The organism is Paenibacillus sp. FSL R7-0204 (genome assembly GCF_038002225.1).
GTDB lineage: Bacteria > Bacillota > Bacilli > Paenibacillales > Paenibacillaceae > Paenibacillus_AQ.
On record NZ_JBBOCA010000001.1, the window covers coordinates 7,585,749 to 7,602,659 of the forward strand.

The 16,911-nt window shown below is 55.8% G+C and carries 9 protein-coding genes and 1 pseudogene; 1 reads left to right on the top strand and 9 read right to left on the bottom strand.

The window, feature by feature from the left end:
• Window positions 1-795, bottom strand: a complete 795-nt coding sequence (locus tag MKX42_RS32870; protein WP_339312357.1) for a hypothetical protein — start codon at window positions 793-795, stop codon at window positions 1-3.
• A 572-nt stretch (window positions 796-1,367) separates the two neighbouring features.
• Between MKX42_RS32870 and hflX the strand changes: the two genes are divergently transcribed.
• Window positions 1,368-2,639 (top strand): GTPase HflX, encoded by a 1,272-nt coding sequence (gene hflX, locus MKX42_RS32875; RefSeq protein WP_340757576.1) that lies wholly within the window; start codon window positions 1,368-1,370, stop codon window positions 2,637-2,639.
• 656 nt (window positions 2,640-3,295) lie between these two features.
• On the opposite strand, the gene MKX42_RS32880 is transcribed toward hflX, so the two are convergent.
• The 8 genes and pseudogenes from MKX42_RS32880 to MKX42_RS32915 all read right to left on the bottom strand — a co-directional run.
• Window positions 3,296-5,419, bottom strand: coding sequence for a hypothetical protein (locus tag MKX42_RS32880; RefSeq protein ID WP_340757577.1), 2,124 nt, complete (start codon window positions 5,417-5,419; stop codon window positions 3,296-3,298).
• A complete protein-coding gene (locus MKX42_RS32885; RefSeq protein ID WP_340757578.1) occupies window positions 5,416-6,756 on the bottom strand; it encodes a glycoside hydrolase family 88/105 protein in 1,341 nt (446 codons plus the stop codon). The genes MKX42_RS32880 and MKX42_RS32885 overlap by 4 nt, the downstream gene beginning before the upstream one ends.
• Window positions 6,757-6,791: 35 nt before the next feature.
• Window positions 6,792-8,483 carry a glycoside hydrolase family 3 protein gene (locus tag MKX42_RS32890; RefSeq protein ID WP_340757579.1) on the bottom strand — a complete coding sequence of 564 codons (1,692 nt, stop codon included), beginning with the start codon at window positions 8,481-8,483 and terminating at the stop codon, window positions 6,792-6,794.
• Between the two features lie 138 nt (window positions 8,484-8,621).
• The gene (locus MKX42_RS32895; protein ID WP_340757580.1) at window positions 8,622-12,089 is read right to left on the bottom strand and encodes a carbohydrate-binding domain-containing protein; all 3,468 of its coding nucleotides are present in this window, start codon (window positions 12,087-12,089) and stop codon (window positions 8,622-8,624) included.
• A gap of 132 nt (window positions 12,090-12,221) precedes the next feature.
• A complete protein-coding gene (locus MKX42_RS32900; protein WP_340757581.1) occupies window positions 12,222-13,775 on the bottom strand; it encodes an ABC transporter substrate-binding protein in 1,554 nt (517 codons plus the stop codon).
• A 52-nt stretch (window positions 13,776-13,827) separates the two neighbouring features.
• On the bottom strand, window positions 13,828-14,721 hold the full coding sequence (locus MKX42_RS32905) for a carbohydrate ABC transporter permease (protein WP_340757582.1): 894 nt from the start codon (window positions 14,719-14,721) through the stop codon (window positions 13,828-13,830).
• Between the two features lie 46 nt (window positions 14,722-14,767).
• Window positions 14,768-15,757, bottom strand: a complete 990-nt coding sequence (locus MKX42_RS32910; protein WP_445669351.1) for an ABC transporter permease — start codon at window positions 15,755-15,757, stop codon at window positions 14,768-14,770.
• 592 nt (window positions 15,758-16,349) lie between these two features.
• Window positions 16,350-16,911: pseudogene (locus MKX42_RS32915) on the bottom strand (collagen-like protein); the annotation flags it as partial.

Here is a 16,911-nt window from a genome sequence, read left to right on the forward strand (position 1 = left end):
TCACCATTGCTCGGACATTCTGAAGGTAGCCGCCACATTGTCCTCACCGGCAAGCGAGCTGACCACCAGCGTGACCGGCACTTGCTGAAGATCGTAGGCGAGCCGCTGATTCAGCAGATTCACCGCCACATTCTGGTAGGCTCCGGATATGCCGGAGCCGATGCCTTGAGTCAGCACCCGTCCGCCGGTGACTGTTGTACAGGTATAGTTCACCAGCAGCGCTGTTTCAGTGACTGGAATAGCCGTAGTCGGCGTAGGGTAATTCACAAAAGCTCCATTCACGGTCCCCCCGGCTATCACCTTATAGCGGATAGGGGTAGAGGCCAGAATCTCCAGCCCGTCTGGAACGATCTCGGCGGCCACTGCTTCAGGAACCGCGATCGTAGTGCTTCTGCGGAAGCTGATGGCTGCGGTGTCGCTGCTCGTTACGGGGATATTGTTACGAAACTCTGAGGTAATCCGGCTAAGCGCCACGGGCTGCAGGGTAACGGGACTCCAGAGCCCGCTGCTGTCCACAAGGAAGATCCGCACCCGTACCTGCTCCTGGGAGTAGGAGATATTGAATTGGAAAAAATTCTGCGTAATATTATACGTTTTGGTCACAACCTCCCGATAGTTCGACTCGAACAACTCCTGCGCGAACAGCGTGGAGGGACTTACATCGTTGTTGTAACCCGTCAAATAGACCGATCCCTGGGCCATCCCATTGTTTACTACCTTCACTACTGCCTGACTGATGAGTCCTGCTCCCGGGGTAGGGTTCTTTGTTAGCATATTGGTTGTCAGTATAGGCATAGTTATCACCCTCCGTTAGAGCTGTATTCAATAGGATATGCAGATGATAATGGAAGTTTCTGGTCGGTTGACAGGCCGTGGCAGTTGTCAGTTCACAGACACTGTGCTAAAATCAATGTAACTTTTTTAGAACGGAGGGTTGCGTGTGATAGACTATATCCGGATTCGCACTTTGCGCGGCTAATTATTTTCCCATAGCGCGAAAGCTCTGCCCTGTGCAGAGGACTCAGGATAAGTCTGTCCATAACACGTAACCCATAGCATACACCTGTTAATCCGCAACCCGTACGCTGATTCCCGGAACCGGTACACTGTGCCCATAGTGCATGTATCCGCTCCGCCAGAATCTGTGTTTGCCGGGAGGATTAGCTTTATATCTTTTTAAGTTGCCGGGACCCTTGTCCCTGCCGCTTGAACCTTCATGGTGTCTATGGCAAGCATGGCCGTATAGCTGCTCCCGCGCAGCGGGCTATACCAGACCTTATTCTGTTGTTCCTCCACCTACTGTTAGCACAGGCAGACTGCCTGTGCTTTTTTGATGCCCAAATTACACTATGGAGGTTGATCTATATATGGAACCCGTACAACAGAAAGCCGTTATCGTCGGCATGCAGCTGCAGAACGACACGAACTTCGCTTATTCGATGGAGGAGCTGCGCAATCTGGCAGCCGCCTGCGAGATTGAGGTCGTGGCTGAGCTTAGCCAGAAATCCAGCCGGGTGAACCCGTCGCATTACATCGGGACCGGCAAAATTCAGGAGCTGGCGCTGCTGATGGAGCAGCATGAAGCAAAGGTCGTTATTTTCAACGATGAGCTGTCTCCCTCCCAGATCCGCAATCTGGAGTCATCGCTGGACCGCCAGGTCATTGACCGGACCATTCTGATTCTGAATATCTTCGCCTCGCGGGCGAAGACCAAGGAAGCCCAGCTTCAGGTAGAGGTCGCACAGCTGCAATATATGCTGCCCCGCCTGAGCGGACTGCGTGAGTCTCTCGGCAGACAGGGCGGCGGGGCCGGCCTGAAGAACCGGGGAGCCGGGGAAACGAAGCTGGAGCTGGACCGCAGACGGATTGAAGAGCGAATCTCCGCATTGCAGTTAGAGCTGCAGACGCAGGTCGCAAGGCGCCAGATCCAGCGTAAGCAGCGGCACAAGAATGAGGTACCTGTGGTCTGTCTGGTCGGCTACACCAACACCGGCAAGTCCAGCTTAATGAACACTCTGGTGGAGACCTATCATCCCGGTTCGGGCAAAGGCGTGCTCGCCAAGGATATGCTGTTCGCTACGCTGGAGACCTCGGTGCGCAGCATCGTGCTGCCTGATCACAAAACCTTCCTGCTAACCGACACCGTAGGCTTCGTCAGCCAGCTGCCCCATCATCTGGTGAAGGCGTTCCGCTCGACCCTGGAGGAGGTAACAGAGGCCGATCTGCTGATTCATGTCGTCGATATTGCCGATCCGCAGCATGAGCAGCATATGGCTGTAACGAATGAGACCCTGAAGGCGCTGGGCGCTGACGGGATTCCTACCCTGTACGCCTACAACAAGGCTGATCTTAGGGAGGAGCCTTACCCGCAAGTGGAAGAAGACTCTGTAACCCTGTCTGCTAAGAAAAACCTCGGGATCGCCGAGCTGGTCACTCTGATCCGCAACTGCATCTTCACCGACTATGTACAGTGTGAAATCCTGGTCCCGTTCGACCGGGGCAGCATTGTCTCCTACTTCAATGAACATGCCGATGTGCAGTCCGTCAGCTACGAAGAGCAGGGCACGCGCCTGAAGCTGGAATGCCGGGCGGCCGATTATGAGCGGTTCAGAGATGATTTTGTAGAGCTGCCGCAATAAAATCGCTGGATATCACAGGAGCTGGTCCCCGCATTACTGGGCCAGCTCCTTATGTTGTCTATGAAGCTCTAGAAGCAAATCACTCTGCGGGTAAACGATGCTGGTTCCTCATCGCTTTCTGGAGACAAACCTCCAACCCATATGCCGTTTTGGCCACACACATTGTAGCCGGTTTTCGCATGCGTTCTGAAGGGGCTTCTTCCTTTCCTGGCGGTGCTCCGCCTATCTCTTGCCCATTCTGAGCGTGTTATCTCACCGACCGCTTGCATGGATCGCATTGTTGCACATCTTGCAGGATTTCTCTAAAAATGTTACTGCCCACGGTACATTGTTGCATCATTTGCAGGAATTCCGTTGTTTAGTACAACTTAGCGTTGGCTTTGTTGCATTTCATGCAGGATTTCAGCAGAAGCCGCTTCTATTGGGCAATATTGCTGCACTTCTTGCAGGATTTCTCTACGATGTTACGGGCTGCGGAGCATGGGTCCATCCCTCATCGCAGCAGCACCGATTGTGTTCAGTTTTCGCATACATTTGGTCCGTCGGCCATCGCAGCGTGTAATGTGTTCGGTTTTTCGACTACATTCGGCTTCGCGCACTTGTACCTGCCTATGATGTTCGGTATTTCGCATACGTTCAGCCTTTGAGCAGGTATGTTATGGCTCTCCCGGAGCGGGCCGCAGGTTAAGTACGAACCCGCCCCTCATGCTATTGATGTTACTCATGTTATTCATGCTGTTCACGACTCTTACACCCCGCTCTCCCTTCTCAACATTCGTTTTATTCATTTCATTCGCTCCCTTCTCATCATTCCATTCGTTGACCCTCTTCGCTCCCGCCGCCTTCCCTCCTGCAATTCCCTGCGCTCTGTCCTCTTCGTACTCTATCCCACTGCGAACCCGCAGCCCGCCCTCATCCGTCAGCTCCAGAAGCGGGGCAGAGTTCAATCTCCCCTCCTCCCCAGCCGCCAGAGAGTACACCAGCGCTGCCTGCTGCATGGAGGTGAAATTGAGGGTCCTGCGCGGACCGGCGCAGAGAATCATATCGATATTTATGCGGCTGTCTGTCCTATGAATTTCCCATGCCAAGCGGTTCTCTGCATCAGCTGGTCCGCTGAATACCGCGAACCAGGTAGTCAGGCCAAACTCCGTCCCTCCGATGCTGATCACCGCACCTTCCTCTGTTAATCCGGCTGTAACTCCCTCCAGTGCGCCGCCAACCTCCAGCCGCAGCCGCAGGTCCGAGGCTGCAATCACACCGCCGGTCCGGTCCAGATTCGGATGGGTATCCCCGCCATCTGTCATGAAATCGATCCCGAACAGCACATGGCCTGCTTCCTGCAGCGATTGGAAGCGTGCGGAGCAGTAGTCATAGCCGTCATGCAGGCAGCGGAGCCGGAGATATGAGGGCTGTCCGTTATTATTGGCATAGATCAGCAGCGGCCGTCTTTGGTTCCACAGATCACTATGGGTGAAGGAGCCCATGCTCCACTGCGGAGTCATATAAGTGACCGCCCACTTGCCGTCATACCCCTGATTCTGATTTTGCACCTGACCCTGACCTTGCTCCTGATCCCGACCTTGCACCTGCCCCTGCCCCTGACCCTGACCCTGATCCCGCCCTTGCACCTGACCCTGACCTTGCTCCTGATCCCGACCTTGCTCCCGATTCCGCTCCTGATCCCATTCCTGATCCCGCCCTTGTTCCTGGCCCAACTCCCGCTTCCGCTCTTTCCCTGTCCCCTGCTCCTGCCCTTTCTCCTCCCCTTCCAAGCGTTGCCTTATCTCCTTCGTCTCAGGAACCTTGAAGCCCTTCAGATAGGCAGGGGGACAATGAATGCCGCTCATATACCATTCCTCTTCGTAGGGCAGCTCCTCCCATGGGAAGAACATCACGGCTCCTCCTGTCGCCAGTTGCAGAAACGCCTTGCTCTGGTCCTCCAGCAGCACTCCGTAACAGCGGGAATGCGGGCCGGACCACTGGGCCGTGGCGGGGTGATAATACCCGGCCACGGTCCTCCAGGTCAGCTCTAGCAGTTCTCTGGTCCATGCCTTAACCCTGCTGTCCGAGGTCTCGGACTGAAGCTTCGACAGCTCCAGAATGGCAATGTAGGTGTAGACAGGGCTGTTAAATTCCTGAAAAGCCCCATGCTTCAGGGTATGAGCATGCAGCCTCCTGAGCCGCTCCAGCCCATAGTCCGCATAATCCTTACGCCCCAGCTTCTCCCCGGCAATTCTGGTCACGAACGCGCCAATAATCGCAATATTGGTATAATCCGGTCCGACATTGCGCCGGATAATGGCTTCGCAGGCACACTCTATGGACAAGACGGCTGCTTCCCGCAGATCGTGCGGGAAACGGTGGCCGTGGCGCGAAAGGGCCTGCACCAGTCGGCTGCCGCAGAAGTCCGCCCAATTCCAGTCCGGCGGAGCCATCTGGTCCAGCGGCTCCTCATAGAACCAGGACCAGATGCCGAAGGTATCATGCGCCGGGTCCGTATCCTGCAAGGAGATGACCTGCCGGATAATATCGAATGCCCGCTCTTCATAACAGGCCAGCTCCGTGTCGAGCAGTCCAAGCGCATAGCTGAGCGAGTCTCTGGTGGAGTGGATGAACTCCGCCTGCTTCAGCGTCGTATGATACCCCGGGCTGCTGAACGGGGAGCGCAGCATGCAAATGTCCGAGTCATAGCGGGATTCCAGTCCGGTCACCTTATGAATCAGCCGTTGCCGCTGATCTAGGCCTCCACCCGCAGCTTCTGCGTTATCCTTCACCGTCATCCCCCTGCCTCCCCTTCAACATTTAATGAACCTATCCCCTCGGATTGCTCCTGACGTCGCTGACCCCCTTGACGCTCTGGATGTTCTTCACGCCCTTGGTCCTCTTGTCCTCCCTGACGCTCCTCATGTTCTTCACGCCCTTGGTCCTCTTGTCGTCCCTGGCGCTCCTCACGTTCTTCACGCCCCTGGCCCTCTTGTCGTCCCTGGTGCTCCTGACGCTCCTCATGCTCTTGCCTCTCAAGCCGATGCTTCATTTCCCCCAGATCCAATGCCTCTGTCAGCAGTTGCATCACCAGCCCTTGCCCATACAGTGCCGGATATCTCTCAATGGTGTTATAGGCCGCTATCGACGGCATGACCGGAGTGCCTCCCGAGACCCCCTGCACCTCACCGTCTTCGCGGATGAGCGGAAGAATCCCCGCAAGTGCCGCCTCCGCGCTCTCCAGATAGGCATCCTCCAGCAGTCCGCTCTTCACCGCCTTCAGGAAGCCGCAGGCAATACCGGCGCTGGCCGAGGTCTCCTCGTAATAATCCCGCCGGTCGAGCACCGTATGCCACAAGCCGCCGGCCCCCTGCGCCTGCCGCAGGGCAGAAGCAAGCCTGCGGTAGCGGCTGTACAGCTCCTGTGGAATAGCAGTCAGGCTTCCGGTCCCGGACACAATCTCGGGGACCGCAAGTGCCACCCAGGCATTGGCCCGGGCCCAGCGGGCTGCCGACATATGGCTGCCTGCCCGGCTGTTCCAGCCATGGAATAGCAGCCCCGTCGACGGGTCCTGGAGCAGACGAAGGTGCAGCAGGGTCTGGTGCATGGCGGCGGCAGCAAGCTCCTGGTCGCCGGTCAGACCGGCAAGCCGGGCCAGGAACAGCACGGCCATATACACCGTATCGGCCCATACCTGTTCAGGGAATTCCACGGCCTCTGTCACGGTATGCTCCAGCGCGCCTTCCCGGGTCCGGGGGGCAGTATCCAGCATCCACGCGGCAACCTCCTGCGCCCGGCTGAGAAACCACGGGTCCCCGGTCAGCCGGTACAGCTCAGGAAAGACCGCGTAGGGAGCCAGGGAATTGATAACCCGAACCCCTTCGGCCTTCTGCTTATTCCGGTTCACCCAGTGCAGCAGGTAATCCGTCACCTCATCCTGACCAGTCCCTGTGCCATATTCAAGCATAGAGATGACCCCGACACCGGGCACCCAGTCCCAGTGGTTAATATCCATTCCCCAATTCCCTTGATGCCGTTCAAGACGCATATATTCAAAGATCTGGCGCAGCTTCGCCTCCAGTTCCCGCTGCCTGCCCGCTGCCCGTTTTGCCTCTGATTCCTGTTTCGCACTCAAGACGTCTGAAGCCTCCCTGAACCGTAATCGCCCTCTCAAATCTCCGCTTTCACCGGGGAGCTTCCCTGAAACGGAATCTCTCCGAACAGCGCCTTAACCGTCAGCTCTACTGTATCTTCATGCAGAGAATACGCATTCACCAGGGTATCTAAGAAGGGAATGTCCTGCAGCAGATATGGCGTAGCGAACGAAATACCGATCGGCCGGACTGTCTCCGCATGCTGCATGGCCCAGATGGCCTTGGCCGCTTCACCCACAGGACGGGCGGTGTTCATCATTCCGTGCAGCGGAAGGAAATAAGGGGCGAAGGCAGCATCCCAGCGGACCCCCGACTGCTCCCATTGCCGCAGTGTCGTCAGCGGCTCGAATTCATCCAGAATATCCACCTCTAGCCCCCTGGCCTTAAGCTGCTCCACAAAAAGATTCATCCGCTCATATCTGCGCCCCTCCGTCACCTTGTTCATCATGATGACCAGCACCCGGCGGACCTCCTGCGGATTCAGCGGCAGCTGGCCGGTGCGGTTGCGCACCAGGGTAATGCAGCGCCCGGCCAGCTCGCGGCTGAATTGTCTGACCTGCCGATCGAGACCAGGCGGCAGCTTGTCGTCCAGCAGCGCCTGGGCCTTTGCGTCCTCTCTCCCATCGCAGGCAGCATGCACACCAAGCCGTGCCTTCAGCTCCAGAATCCGCCGGACACTGGCCTTCAGCCGTTCCCGGCTGACGCGTCCGTCCTCCACCGCCTGCTCCATCACTGCGAAGTACCGTACTCCCGGCCAGAGCAGCACATCCGTACCGCAATTGAAGCAGTCTATGATGCGCTGTGTATAGTCTCCCCAGGATAAGAATCCGCCCATATCCAGCGCATCCGACAACACCACTCCGTCGAAGCCAAGCCGCTCCCGCAGCAGTCCTGTTGTAATCCGCTCCGAGACGGTTGCCGGGACCGGCCCCGATCCAGCACCGCCTGCCTCGTCTTCGATCCAGGGAAGGGCAATATGTCCGGTCATATAGGACATGACCCCCTGGCTGATCATCTCCCCGGCCACCTGCCCGTAGGTGGAGAACCATTCCTCTTCAGATAAGCTGTTCACCGTAGTAATGATATGCTGATCCCTGTAATCGACCCCGTCACCGGGAAAATGCTTGGCGCAGGCCGCAAGGCCATGCTCCTGCATGCCCCGCATAACAGCGGCAGCCAGACGCGCCGCCCGTCCCGCCTCATCGCCGAGACAACGGGTCGTAATAACGGGATTCATCCAGTTCAGCAGCAGATCGGTACCCGGGGCCAGCGCCCAGGTGAACCCCGCCGCCCGGCCTTCCAGCGCGGTATATTTGCCGTATTCATAAGCCAGGGCTTCATCATCGGCGGCAGCAAGCGCAAGGAGCGGCGGGAAGGCCGTGAGACTCCTCACGGCCGAGCCTGCCCCGAATTCCAGATCACCGGAGAACAGCAGCGGGAACCTGCTGATGCCCTGCAGCATTCCCGCCCAGTCCCGGTAATCCTCCGCTTTGCCCTCAGCCTTCTGAATAACCTCCCCGCCGATGAAGAAGCTGCCCACCGGATACTGCTCCAGATACTTGCGGAGACTTTCCTCATCATCTCCCTTGAACGGCAGTCTGCCCGCGTGGTCTTGCATCGTCTGCCCGACCAGCTCACGGAGGCTCATCGCTTCAAGCGTACCCTCTACCCATTCCTGCTCTTCCTTGCTTAACGGCTTCTGCATCATTTAAGGCTCCTCCCGGCAGGTTCTGTTCTAAATCCAGTGTACCGGATCACGAAGCTGCTCTACATACAGCCAGCTATAATTTAAGTTCAATATTCTACAAACTGCTTGCGCGGATATCCCCAGCGGCTGATTAGCCGGTCAGGGCAGGCTGATCTCCAGCGCCCGTGCCCGCTTGTTATTCTCCTTGTTCATCTCTGCATACCGCCAGATATCATTCACAAAAAAGCTGACCGTAAACTCGCCGATGGTCGGCACCGTCCACCGGGGGGTGCCCTGCGCACTGGCGTTAGCCGTCAATGTAATCTCTTCGCCCGGCTGAATCACACTGGTATTCGTGTCTGTCCACGAGACTACCCCGCCGTTGACTGAGAAGGCGCCGCCGGTAATCTGCCCGAGTCCGGTCGAAGCATTCAGCGGTGTGGGACGGACGCCGATGTTCTTCACTTTGGCCCAGAAGATCAGGGAGTCGCCCAACTGCGGTGTGCTGTGCGCGGATGGGCTTCCGTCACTGTTCACAATATGCCAGCCGATATCCGTCACTGTCAGATCCGGTCCCGGTGCGGGCAGTACAGACTCGTAGCTCTCATACTCCAGCCCGCTGACCATCACCTTTCCGCCGTTGCCTACAATCTCTATCCGGTGCAGCCCGTAATCCAGTCCCGTCAGCTTGTAGACAATTTTATGATCGCCCTCCAGCCCTGCCTGCGGAATGACTACAGTCTCCTTATACTCGCCATCGACGTAGACATCCGCACTGCCCATATCGCTCTTGATATCTGATCTCCAGCGGACACCGATGCCATTGAAGCTGAAGGCGGCTGTGGCATCCTCCCCGTAGGTCACATGGGAGACTCCATTGGGTGCAGTCGTGAATCCGGCATAATCAATGTAAGGATGATCATGTGCGGCCGGATACCAGTGAGAGAGGGGAACATACAGCCCTTCCTCCAGCTTGAAATAATCGAGATTTGCCCCCTTACCGGCGGAGGTGAAGCTGATCATGTTATAGCCCGGCTGGAGGGTAATCCCATACTGCCGTGCGGTCAGATTCGCGGTCCAGCTGCCCGTTGAAGGCAGGGTTATTGTGGACTGTTTCACGCCGTTCACGAGAATATTTTTCTTCGATTCCTCATTGGAAGCGTATACAATTGTTAAGGTGTAGCTGCCACCATTCTCGGAATGGAAGCCTTGGATCGTTAAGCCTCCGCTATGCGTCTGCTCCACGACCTTGCCGCCCGAGGCGCTGCTGTTATTGCCGGTCTTCAGTGGCAAGGCAAAGGCGGTAGCTTCGGCCTCGAACTTGGCCGGATCTCCTGCGGCATGCGGTGTAATCGGCATGACCGGTGTAGTCGCTGATACGGCTGTGCTAAGAGGCGATGCATTGCCGGAGTCATCCACGGCCTGCACTGTGTAGCTGTAAGTGGTCTGCGGCGCTACGGTATAGTCATCCCAGAAGGTCAGCCGTCCCGGAATATTCATCACCGGAGCCGCTCCGCCGTCACGGTAGACGTTATAACTGACGACAGCAGCGTTGTCTGTGGAAGCCGTCCAGGTTAGCCGGATCTGCTCATGGCTTAATGCTGTTGCCGCAGGATTGCCCGGAGAAGCAGGCAGCGTGTTGTCCTGCTCATCAAGGATATACTGGACCGTCTCCCCCGCTTCCAGTGCCACTGTAAGGGTAAGGTAGGGATCTGCCGTTAGCTCCACCCGGGAGTAGGCGGCGGCGTACGTCTCCCCTGGACCGAACCGCTCCCCGGAATACACCCCGCTGGACGGCATAGCAACCCGGACCTGCATCGTGACCGGCGTCTTCTCGAAATTCACGAAGTTCAGCAGGATTTTATCGGACGAAGCCCCGATGGCTGTAGTCCCCAGCGCCGAGGTATCCACTGCGCGGAAATACGCCTTCAGCCCGGTCAGTTCAGCTGCATTCAGTACCTCGTAGCCCAGCGGGCTTCCATGGGTGGCGTAAGCGGCGGCCAATCTGCGGAACGTCTTCAGCCGGGTCTCCCCGGATTCATTGATATTAGCCGGTACCGCTGCTGTATCCTCATAACGGTGTGTGTTCCAGTTGATCGCTGAATTGAACAGGCCAAACTCCGTCCCGTCATTGAAGAAGGCCGCGTGCTGCATAATATGGTCAGCATAACCGATATTCCCCCGCAGCTCCCGGTCAAAAGCAGAAGCGAACCTGTAAGCATACGTCCCGTATTTCGTATTGTCGGAATGATTGTCGTTGCTGCCGGTCTCGCTCATGGCCATCTCTTTGCCGAAGCCTTCCTCTGAATCACTGTACACCCGCAGATTCTCATACAGGCTTCCGCCCGGCAACGGCTGGACGCCGGTCCCGCCATAGCTGTGTCCGTTGGTCACATCCGACAGCGCTTCAATCGGCGCACGCTGGGCAGCATCCCGTTCCCAGCCGTCTGGGGCGCCGTTATACGGCCAGTAGGCCCACCCGGGAGCAACAATTTTCAAGTAAGGCTGGCTGTTCGTCTGCCTCTCCTCGTCCATCATTTCATGAAGCGCCAGCACTGCCTTCTGTGCCCAGCCGAACAATCCCGGCTCATTGCCTGTCTCGGCATACTGGTACAGATCACCGAATTTGCTGACAAATCCGCTGTAATAGCTCCTCAGCGCAGAGCTGATCGTCCCTGCCGCCAGCTCGCTGTTAGTCTTCCAGTTGCCGCCGATGATATTAACCATGGGCGCAAGGTTGAGGTCGCGCAGCGTCTCCAGGTACTTCCGCCCCTGCGGGTCCCAGCCTGCGCTGGTATCGGACCAGAAGGAGGTGCGCATCCAGTTGCCGCTGTAGGCAATGCCCAGCCACTTAGCCATCGGGGCCAGATGGCGGATCGCATGCTCGTCATACCGGAAGGTTGAGGCGGCAATCGTGCTTCCCAGGTGGACATACCGTCCGTGAATAGGCTCAGCGGCCGGCTCAGTTAATACACTCAGCCTGAGATAATCCCATTCAAACCACAGATACTTGTCACCGTCATATCCGGGCGACAGCGGATCAGCGTATAGCCCGCGGTCCACGGTCAGCTTCAGCTCATTGCTGCCGGTCTTCAGCTGTTCTGAGGGAATATAGAGTCTATAGGTTTCTTTCCATGTGTTCGTAAGGGGGGTCTCTCCGTCGTTCAGCCCGGTAATCTGAATCAGCCCGCTGAAGCTGCCATTGGTGAATACGGCCAGCTGCGGAATAGCGGTGCTTGCATCCAGTACCTTGAAGCTGAACTCCACACCATAGAGGGGGACTTCCGTAAGATCGAAGCTTAGCTCCATCGCCGCATTGCGGTCCAGCTTCATGCCGCGGGAGATCGTATTCCAGTTCAGGGGATTGACGGGGAGGGTAATATTCTCACTGTACACATCCTGATACACTGTAAATTCTGCGGAGCTGTTATCCTGCTCACCCACCTGCCAGAGCAGCGGAGACGGCTGGTAGGTATCCTCTGTGACCGTACTGTTATTTGAGTTTACTTCCACAACCGCCTGTGCAGGCGGCATTTCGGCGGAGCTGATCTGTGCTCCGGGCAGTGAAGCGGACATCCATACTAGAGCTGCAATGAGCAATTTGCCTGTGATTCTCTGAATTCGCATAGTAACACCCTCTCTTGATCAGATAGGGGCTCCCCAAAGGCTGGATTAGCGAAAGAGAATACCCGGTACCTGCCGCAGGCGGCCGCGTGACTGCTTGCTGCCGGGTACCGGGCGTGCTATGGCCTCTACTGCTTATTTGGCGGCCAGAAAAGCGTCGAGCTGACTCTGAATTTCCGTAATCACAGCGTCCAGGCCTGCGGCCTTCAGCTTGCTGTTCATCTCCTTCAGGACCGGCTCAGGGTCCTTTTCTCCGGAGAACAGGGTATTCTTATACTGCTTCGTGATGTTGATCAGCGCCCCGATCTGCGACTGCACCTTAGTTGAATCGAACACAAACCCGATGACCGGTGAAATATTCGAATTCTTATTCCAGTCTGTATAGAGCTGCACGCGCTTCGGATCTTCATCCTTATTTAGGTAGTTCAACAGCACATTGCCGATCATCCAGGAGGATACGGAGTTATAGCCGCTGTCCGCAATGAACTCTACGGTATTGTTCTCCAGCTTCTTGTAGTGCTTGCCCTCAATGCCGAAGGTCAGCAGGTTGTAGAGCACCGGATCGGTGTGAATCAGGTTCATGAACATCATGGCCCGCTCGGGGTTCTTCGAGGTTCTGGAGATGGCGAGCATCGAGCCCTGCAGACTCTTGGTGCTGACCTGAACAGGCAGCAGCGTCTTGATGATCATCGGCTTCTCGGCGAGCCGGGTCCAGTCATTGGTGGAGGTCGGATTCATGTTGCCGTAGACGAACCAGGCTTTGCCGCTTTTGACCGCATCCTTCAGCTCGGTCTTGTCTGTAGCTCCGTTCTTGTTGATATAGCCCGCTTCATACCAGCTGCGGATCAGCTTCAGCCGCTGCGTCATGGCCGGCGTGTCATATTCGTTGAACACCTTCATGGTCTTGTAATCCAGCAGGGTCGGGATATCATTGCTGCCGTCTAAGTCCTCGCTGTCAGGATACGCAGTGAACCAGTGCAGGCTGTCGGTATGGTTCATGAACAGCGGAGAGAGGGCCGGCTCCTTCTCCTTAATCGTCTTCAGCATCGGTTCAATATCCTCCAGCTTCTGGAGGCTGTTCACATCGAAGCCGTATTTATCCACAATCGCCTTGTCAAAAGCGAACCCGACCGACTGCCCCAGCTCCTTCTCGGTTGGAACCGCATACAAATGTCCGTTGACGGTAGCTGCCTGCAGGTAAGCGGGATTGATCTGTGCCTTCGTCTCCTTGGCATAGGTGTCCAGCAGCTCCTCCAGCGGCAGATACGCCCCCTTCGCGGCGTTGGTCATGAAGTTCCAGGTATAGACCATATCGAACACCTCGCCGGACTGGATCATCAGGTTGACCTTGTCAGCCGGTTTATCCCAGCTCAGCTGGTTAATCTTGATTGTGGCATTGATTTTGTCCTTCAGATAAGCATTGATCTCCTGCTCCACGGACGCCACGTCCTTATCCGGCCCGCCGGGCAGATACAGGGACAGCTCCACCGGCTCAAGCGCATCCGGCGCTTTGGTCCCGGGCGCTTCCGTTGCTGTAGCTTCCTTCGTTGCTGCCGGAGCTGTGGTACTCTCTCCCGTTTTCTCTGTAGGCGCAGCCGTATTGTTGTTATTGCCGGAGCATCCGGCCAGGGTGAACCCCGCCATAAGCACAAATGACAGCAGCAGACCTGTGACTTTTTTACTTGCCATACTTTTTCCTCCCCTTGATGGACAAATATATGCTAATCGGTAGGTTCCGAGGTTAGCCTTTGATAGAGCCGAGCGTCAGTCCTTTGATGAAATACCGCTGGAAGAACGGATAGGCCAGTACAATCGGCCCGATGCCGATCAGCGCCATTGCCATACGGATCGTTTCCCCCGGTAATTTGGCCAGCTCGGTGGCCGAGCCTTGAATGAGTGCCCCGTTGCGGCTCAGGTAGTCTGCCTGGGAGATCATTTTGTACATGAGATATTGGAGGGAATAGAGGTCTGTGTCGGTAATGAAAATCATGCTGTTAAACCAGTCATTCCAGTAATGCAGCGTGTTAAAGAGCCCAATGGTCGCGAAGACCGGCAGAGACAGCGGGAAAACAATCCGGAAGAACGTCCTTAGCTCCCCCGCTCCGTCAATGGTAGAGGCTTCAATCAGCGCGGGCGGCACGCTCATCTGGAAGTATGTCTTCATGATCAGCACATTGAATGGGGACAGCAGCATCGGCACTACCAGCGCCCAGATGGAGTTCTTGAGGTCCAGCACCTGAGTGTAGACCATATACCACGGCACCAGCCCGCCGCCGAACAGCATGGTGAAAAAGATCAGAAAAGCGAACACCCCCCGGTACCGGAAATCCGCCCGCGATATCGGATACGCATACAGGGAAGAGAGGAACACACTGGCCAGCGTTCCGGTGATCGTGACGAAGAACGAGATGCCATAGGCCCGCAGCACCACACTGTAATCCTTGAATATATAGGTGTAAGCCTCCAGGCTAAGCTTCTCCGGAAAGAACTGATAGCCATTACGGACGATGTAATCGTAATCAGTTATGGAGATCATGAACACAAGTACAATCGGCAGCAGGCAGGCCAGGGACAGGATGATAAAAATAATATGGAGGAGAACGTTAGTAAATCGGGATATTTCGTTATTAGCCACGGATTTCCACTCCTTCTACAGGGTACGTGCGCCGCCTGACTTTTAGCTAGAAAACCGCCTGATCCTTATCAACCTTGCGCACGATCCAGTTCGAGCCGAGGACCAGGAAAAAGCCGACCACCGATTGGTATAATCCGGCTGCTGCGGACATCCCCAGGTTACCCATATTAATCAGCGCGTTATAGACGTAGGTGTCGATGACCAGTGTGGTCGGGTACAGCGCCCCGGAGTTCAGTGTCGTCTGGTAGAACAGCCCGAAGTCGGAACGGAAGATGCCCCCGATCGCCAGAATCGTTGTAATAATAATGACCGGCCGGATGAGCGGAATCGTGATGTGCAGAATCTGCTTCCACTTGCTGGCACCGTCGATCAGAGCCGCTTCATAGTACTCGTTGTCAATGCCGATGATCGCCGCCAGATAGATGACACAGCCATAGCCCACCCCTTTCCAGAGATTAATCAGCGGCAGAATGAACGGCCAATACTTCGGCTCCGAATACCAGCTGAGCTCATCCAGCCCGAACAGGGCGAAGACCCCTTTATTGATGAAACCGTATTCAACATTCAGAAAAGCGAATACCAGATAGCTCACCACCACCATCGACAGGAAGTAGGGGAAGAACATGATGCTCTGATAGAATTTGGCGGCCAGCTTGTTCCTCAGCTCATTCAGGGCCACCGCGATGGATACGGCGAAGAGCAGATTGAGCACAATGAACACGAAGTTGTAGAGCACCGTATTGCGTGTGATAATCCAGGCATCCGAGGTGGCGAACAGGAATTTGAAGTTATCCAGCCCCACCCACGGACTGCCGAGAATCCCGTCTACATAGTTGATGTTCTTGAACGCAATCACAATTCCGAACATCGGCAGATAGTTGTTGATCAGTAAAAATACTACGCCCGGCAGCAGCATCAGCAGCAGTATCTTATGCTTCAGCAGATGCTTCAGCCTGTGTCTCTTCTGCGTGTTCCGGCCTACAGGCAAGCTGCTGCCACCTGTACCCGCCACACTTCTCTTCGTCTTCATAACCATTGTCTTCCGCCTCCCGGTTCCTTCAGCAGTCCCTCTCTTCCCTGACTTCAGTGTACCCGCAGGAGGCCCCATGCTAAATAAGGCCATCTATAATAAAAGTTCAAAATCCTACGGAGTTTGGAAGGGCCTCGCTTCTGCTTCTGGACATCTGCGAATTCAGGGGCAGTAATGCTCCCCGTGCTCCCTTCTAGATTGCATCCCGCCCACGCATCTTCGCGGCAACGCATTGTGCTCGGTTTTTCACATACATTTTGTCCACTCGCCTTCTCACCGGCCGCTTTTAAGGAGCAGTAATGTTGCACTTGTGGCAGGATTCACCTATACCTTTTACTGGTTGCAAGTACAATGTTGCATTATTTGCACAAATTTCGGTGCTTCGAGCAAGTTAGCACTGAATTTGTTGCAGTTCGTGCAGGATTTCAGCATTGACCGCTTCTTTGGGGCAGTATTTGTTGCACTTATTGCAGGATTCCTCTTAAAATGTTACTGCCGAAAATCATAATTTCCTAAACAGCAACAAAAAAGGCGCTCCACAATGATTGCTGTGGAACGCTCTTTTGGCTGAGCTGATGGGTCTATCCGCCTGCCGGGACTAGGTCAGTCTGTGAACAGACCATACGACCCCCGACGAGGAGCCGCCAAGATCAAGCGGAATAGTTAATCCGTCTGCTACATAGAACAGTCCGATTACATCGCCTGCTGTCAGTTCAACTTCACCTGCCAATGTTACCGTACCATTACCAAGGATTGTTCGCAGAGACAGCAGAAGCGCAATGTTAACATTCAGCAGCGGGAACAATCCGGTTACCAGATCTGTCACTGTCGGGGATGTTCTCCGCACTACAAAAGCCGGATCAATTCCCGCTCCCAATGCAACGGAGATGGCAGCCGTAGTGCTGTAGTTAATGGTTGCTTCAAACGAATATCTGCCGGATACCGGTATCGTGTAGTTGCCCGTAGTCTCATTAAATGTCGCACTATCATAGTACGGCGTAGTCACAGTCCAGCCTGTAAGCTGCGTACTGGCCGAGGCGGAGAACGTTGGCAGGAAGGCGGAGAATCCTTCTGTTGCAATATTCGGGCCGGTTGCTCCGGTCACTCCTACTCCCGTTGCCCCAGTCGCCCCGGTCACTCCTACTCCCGTTGCTCCAGTC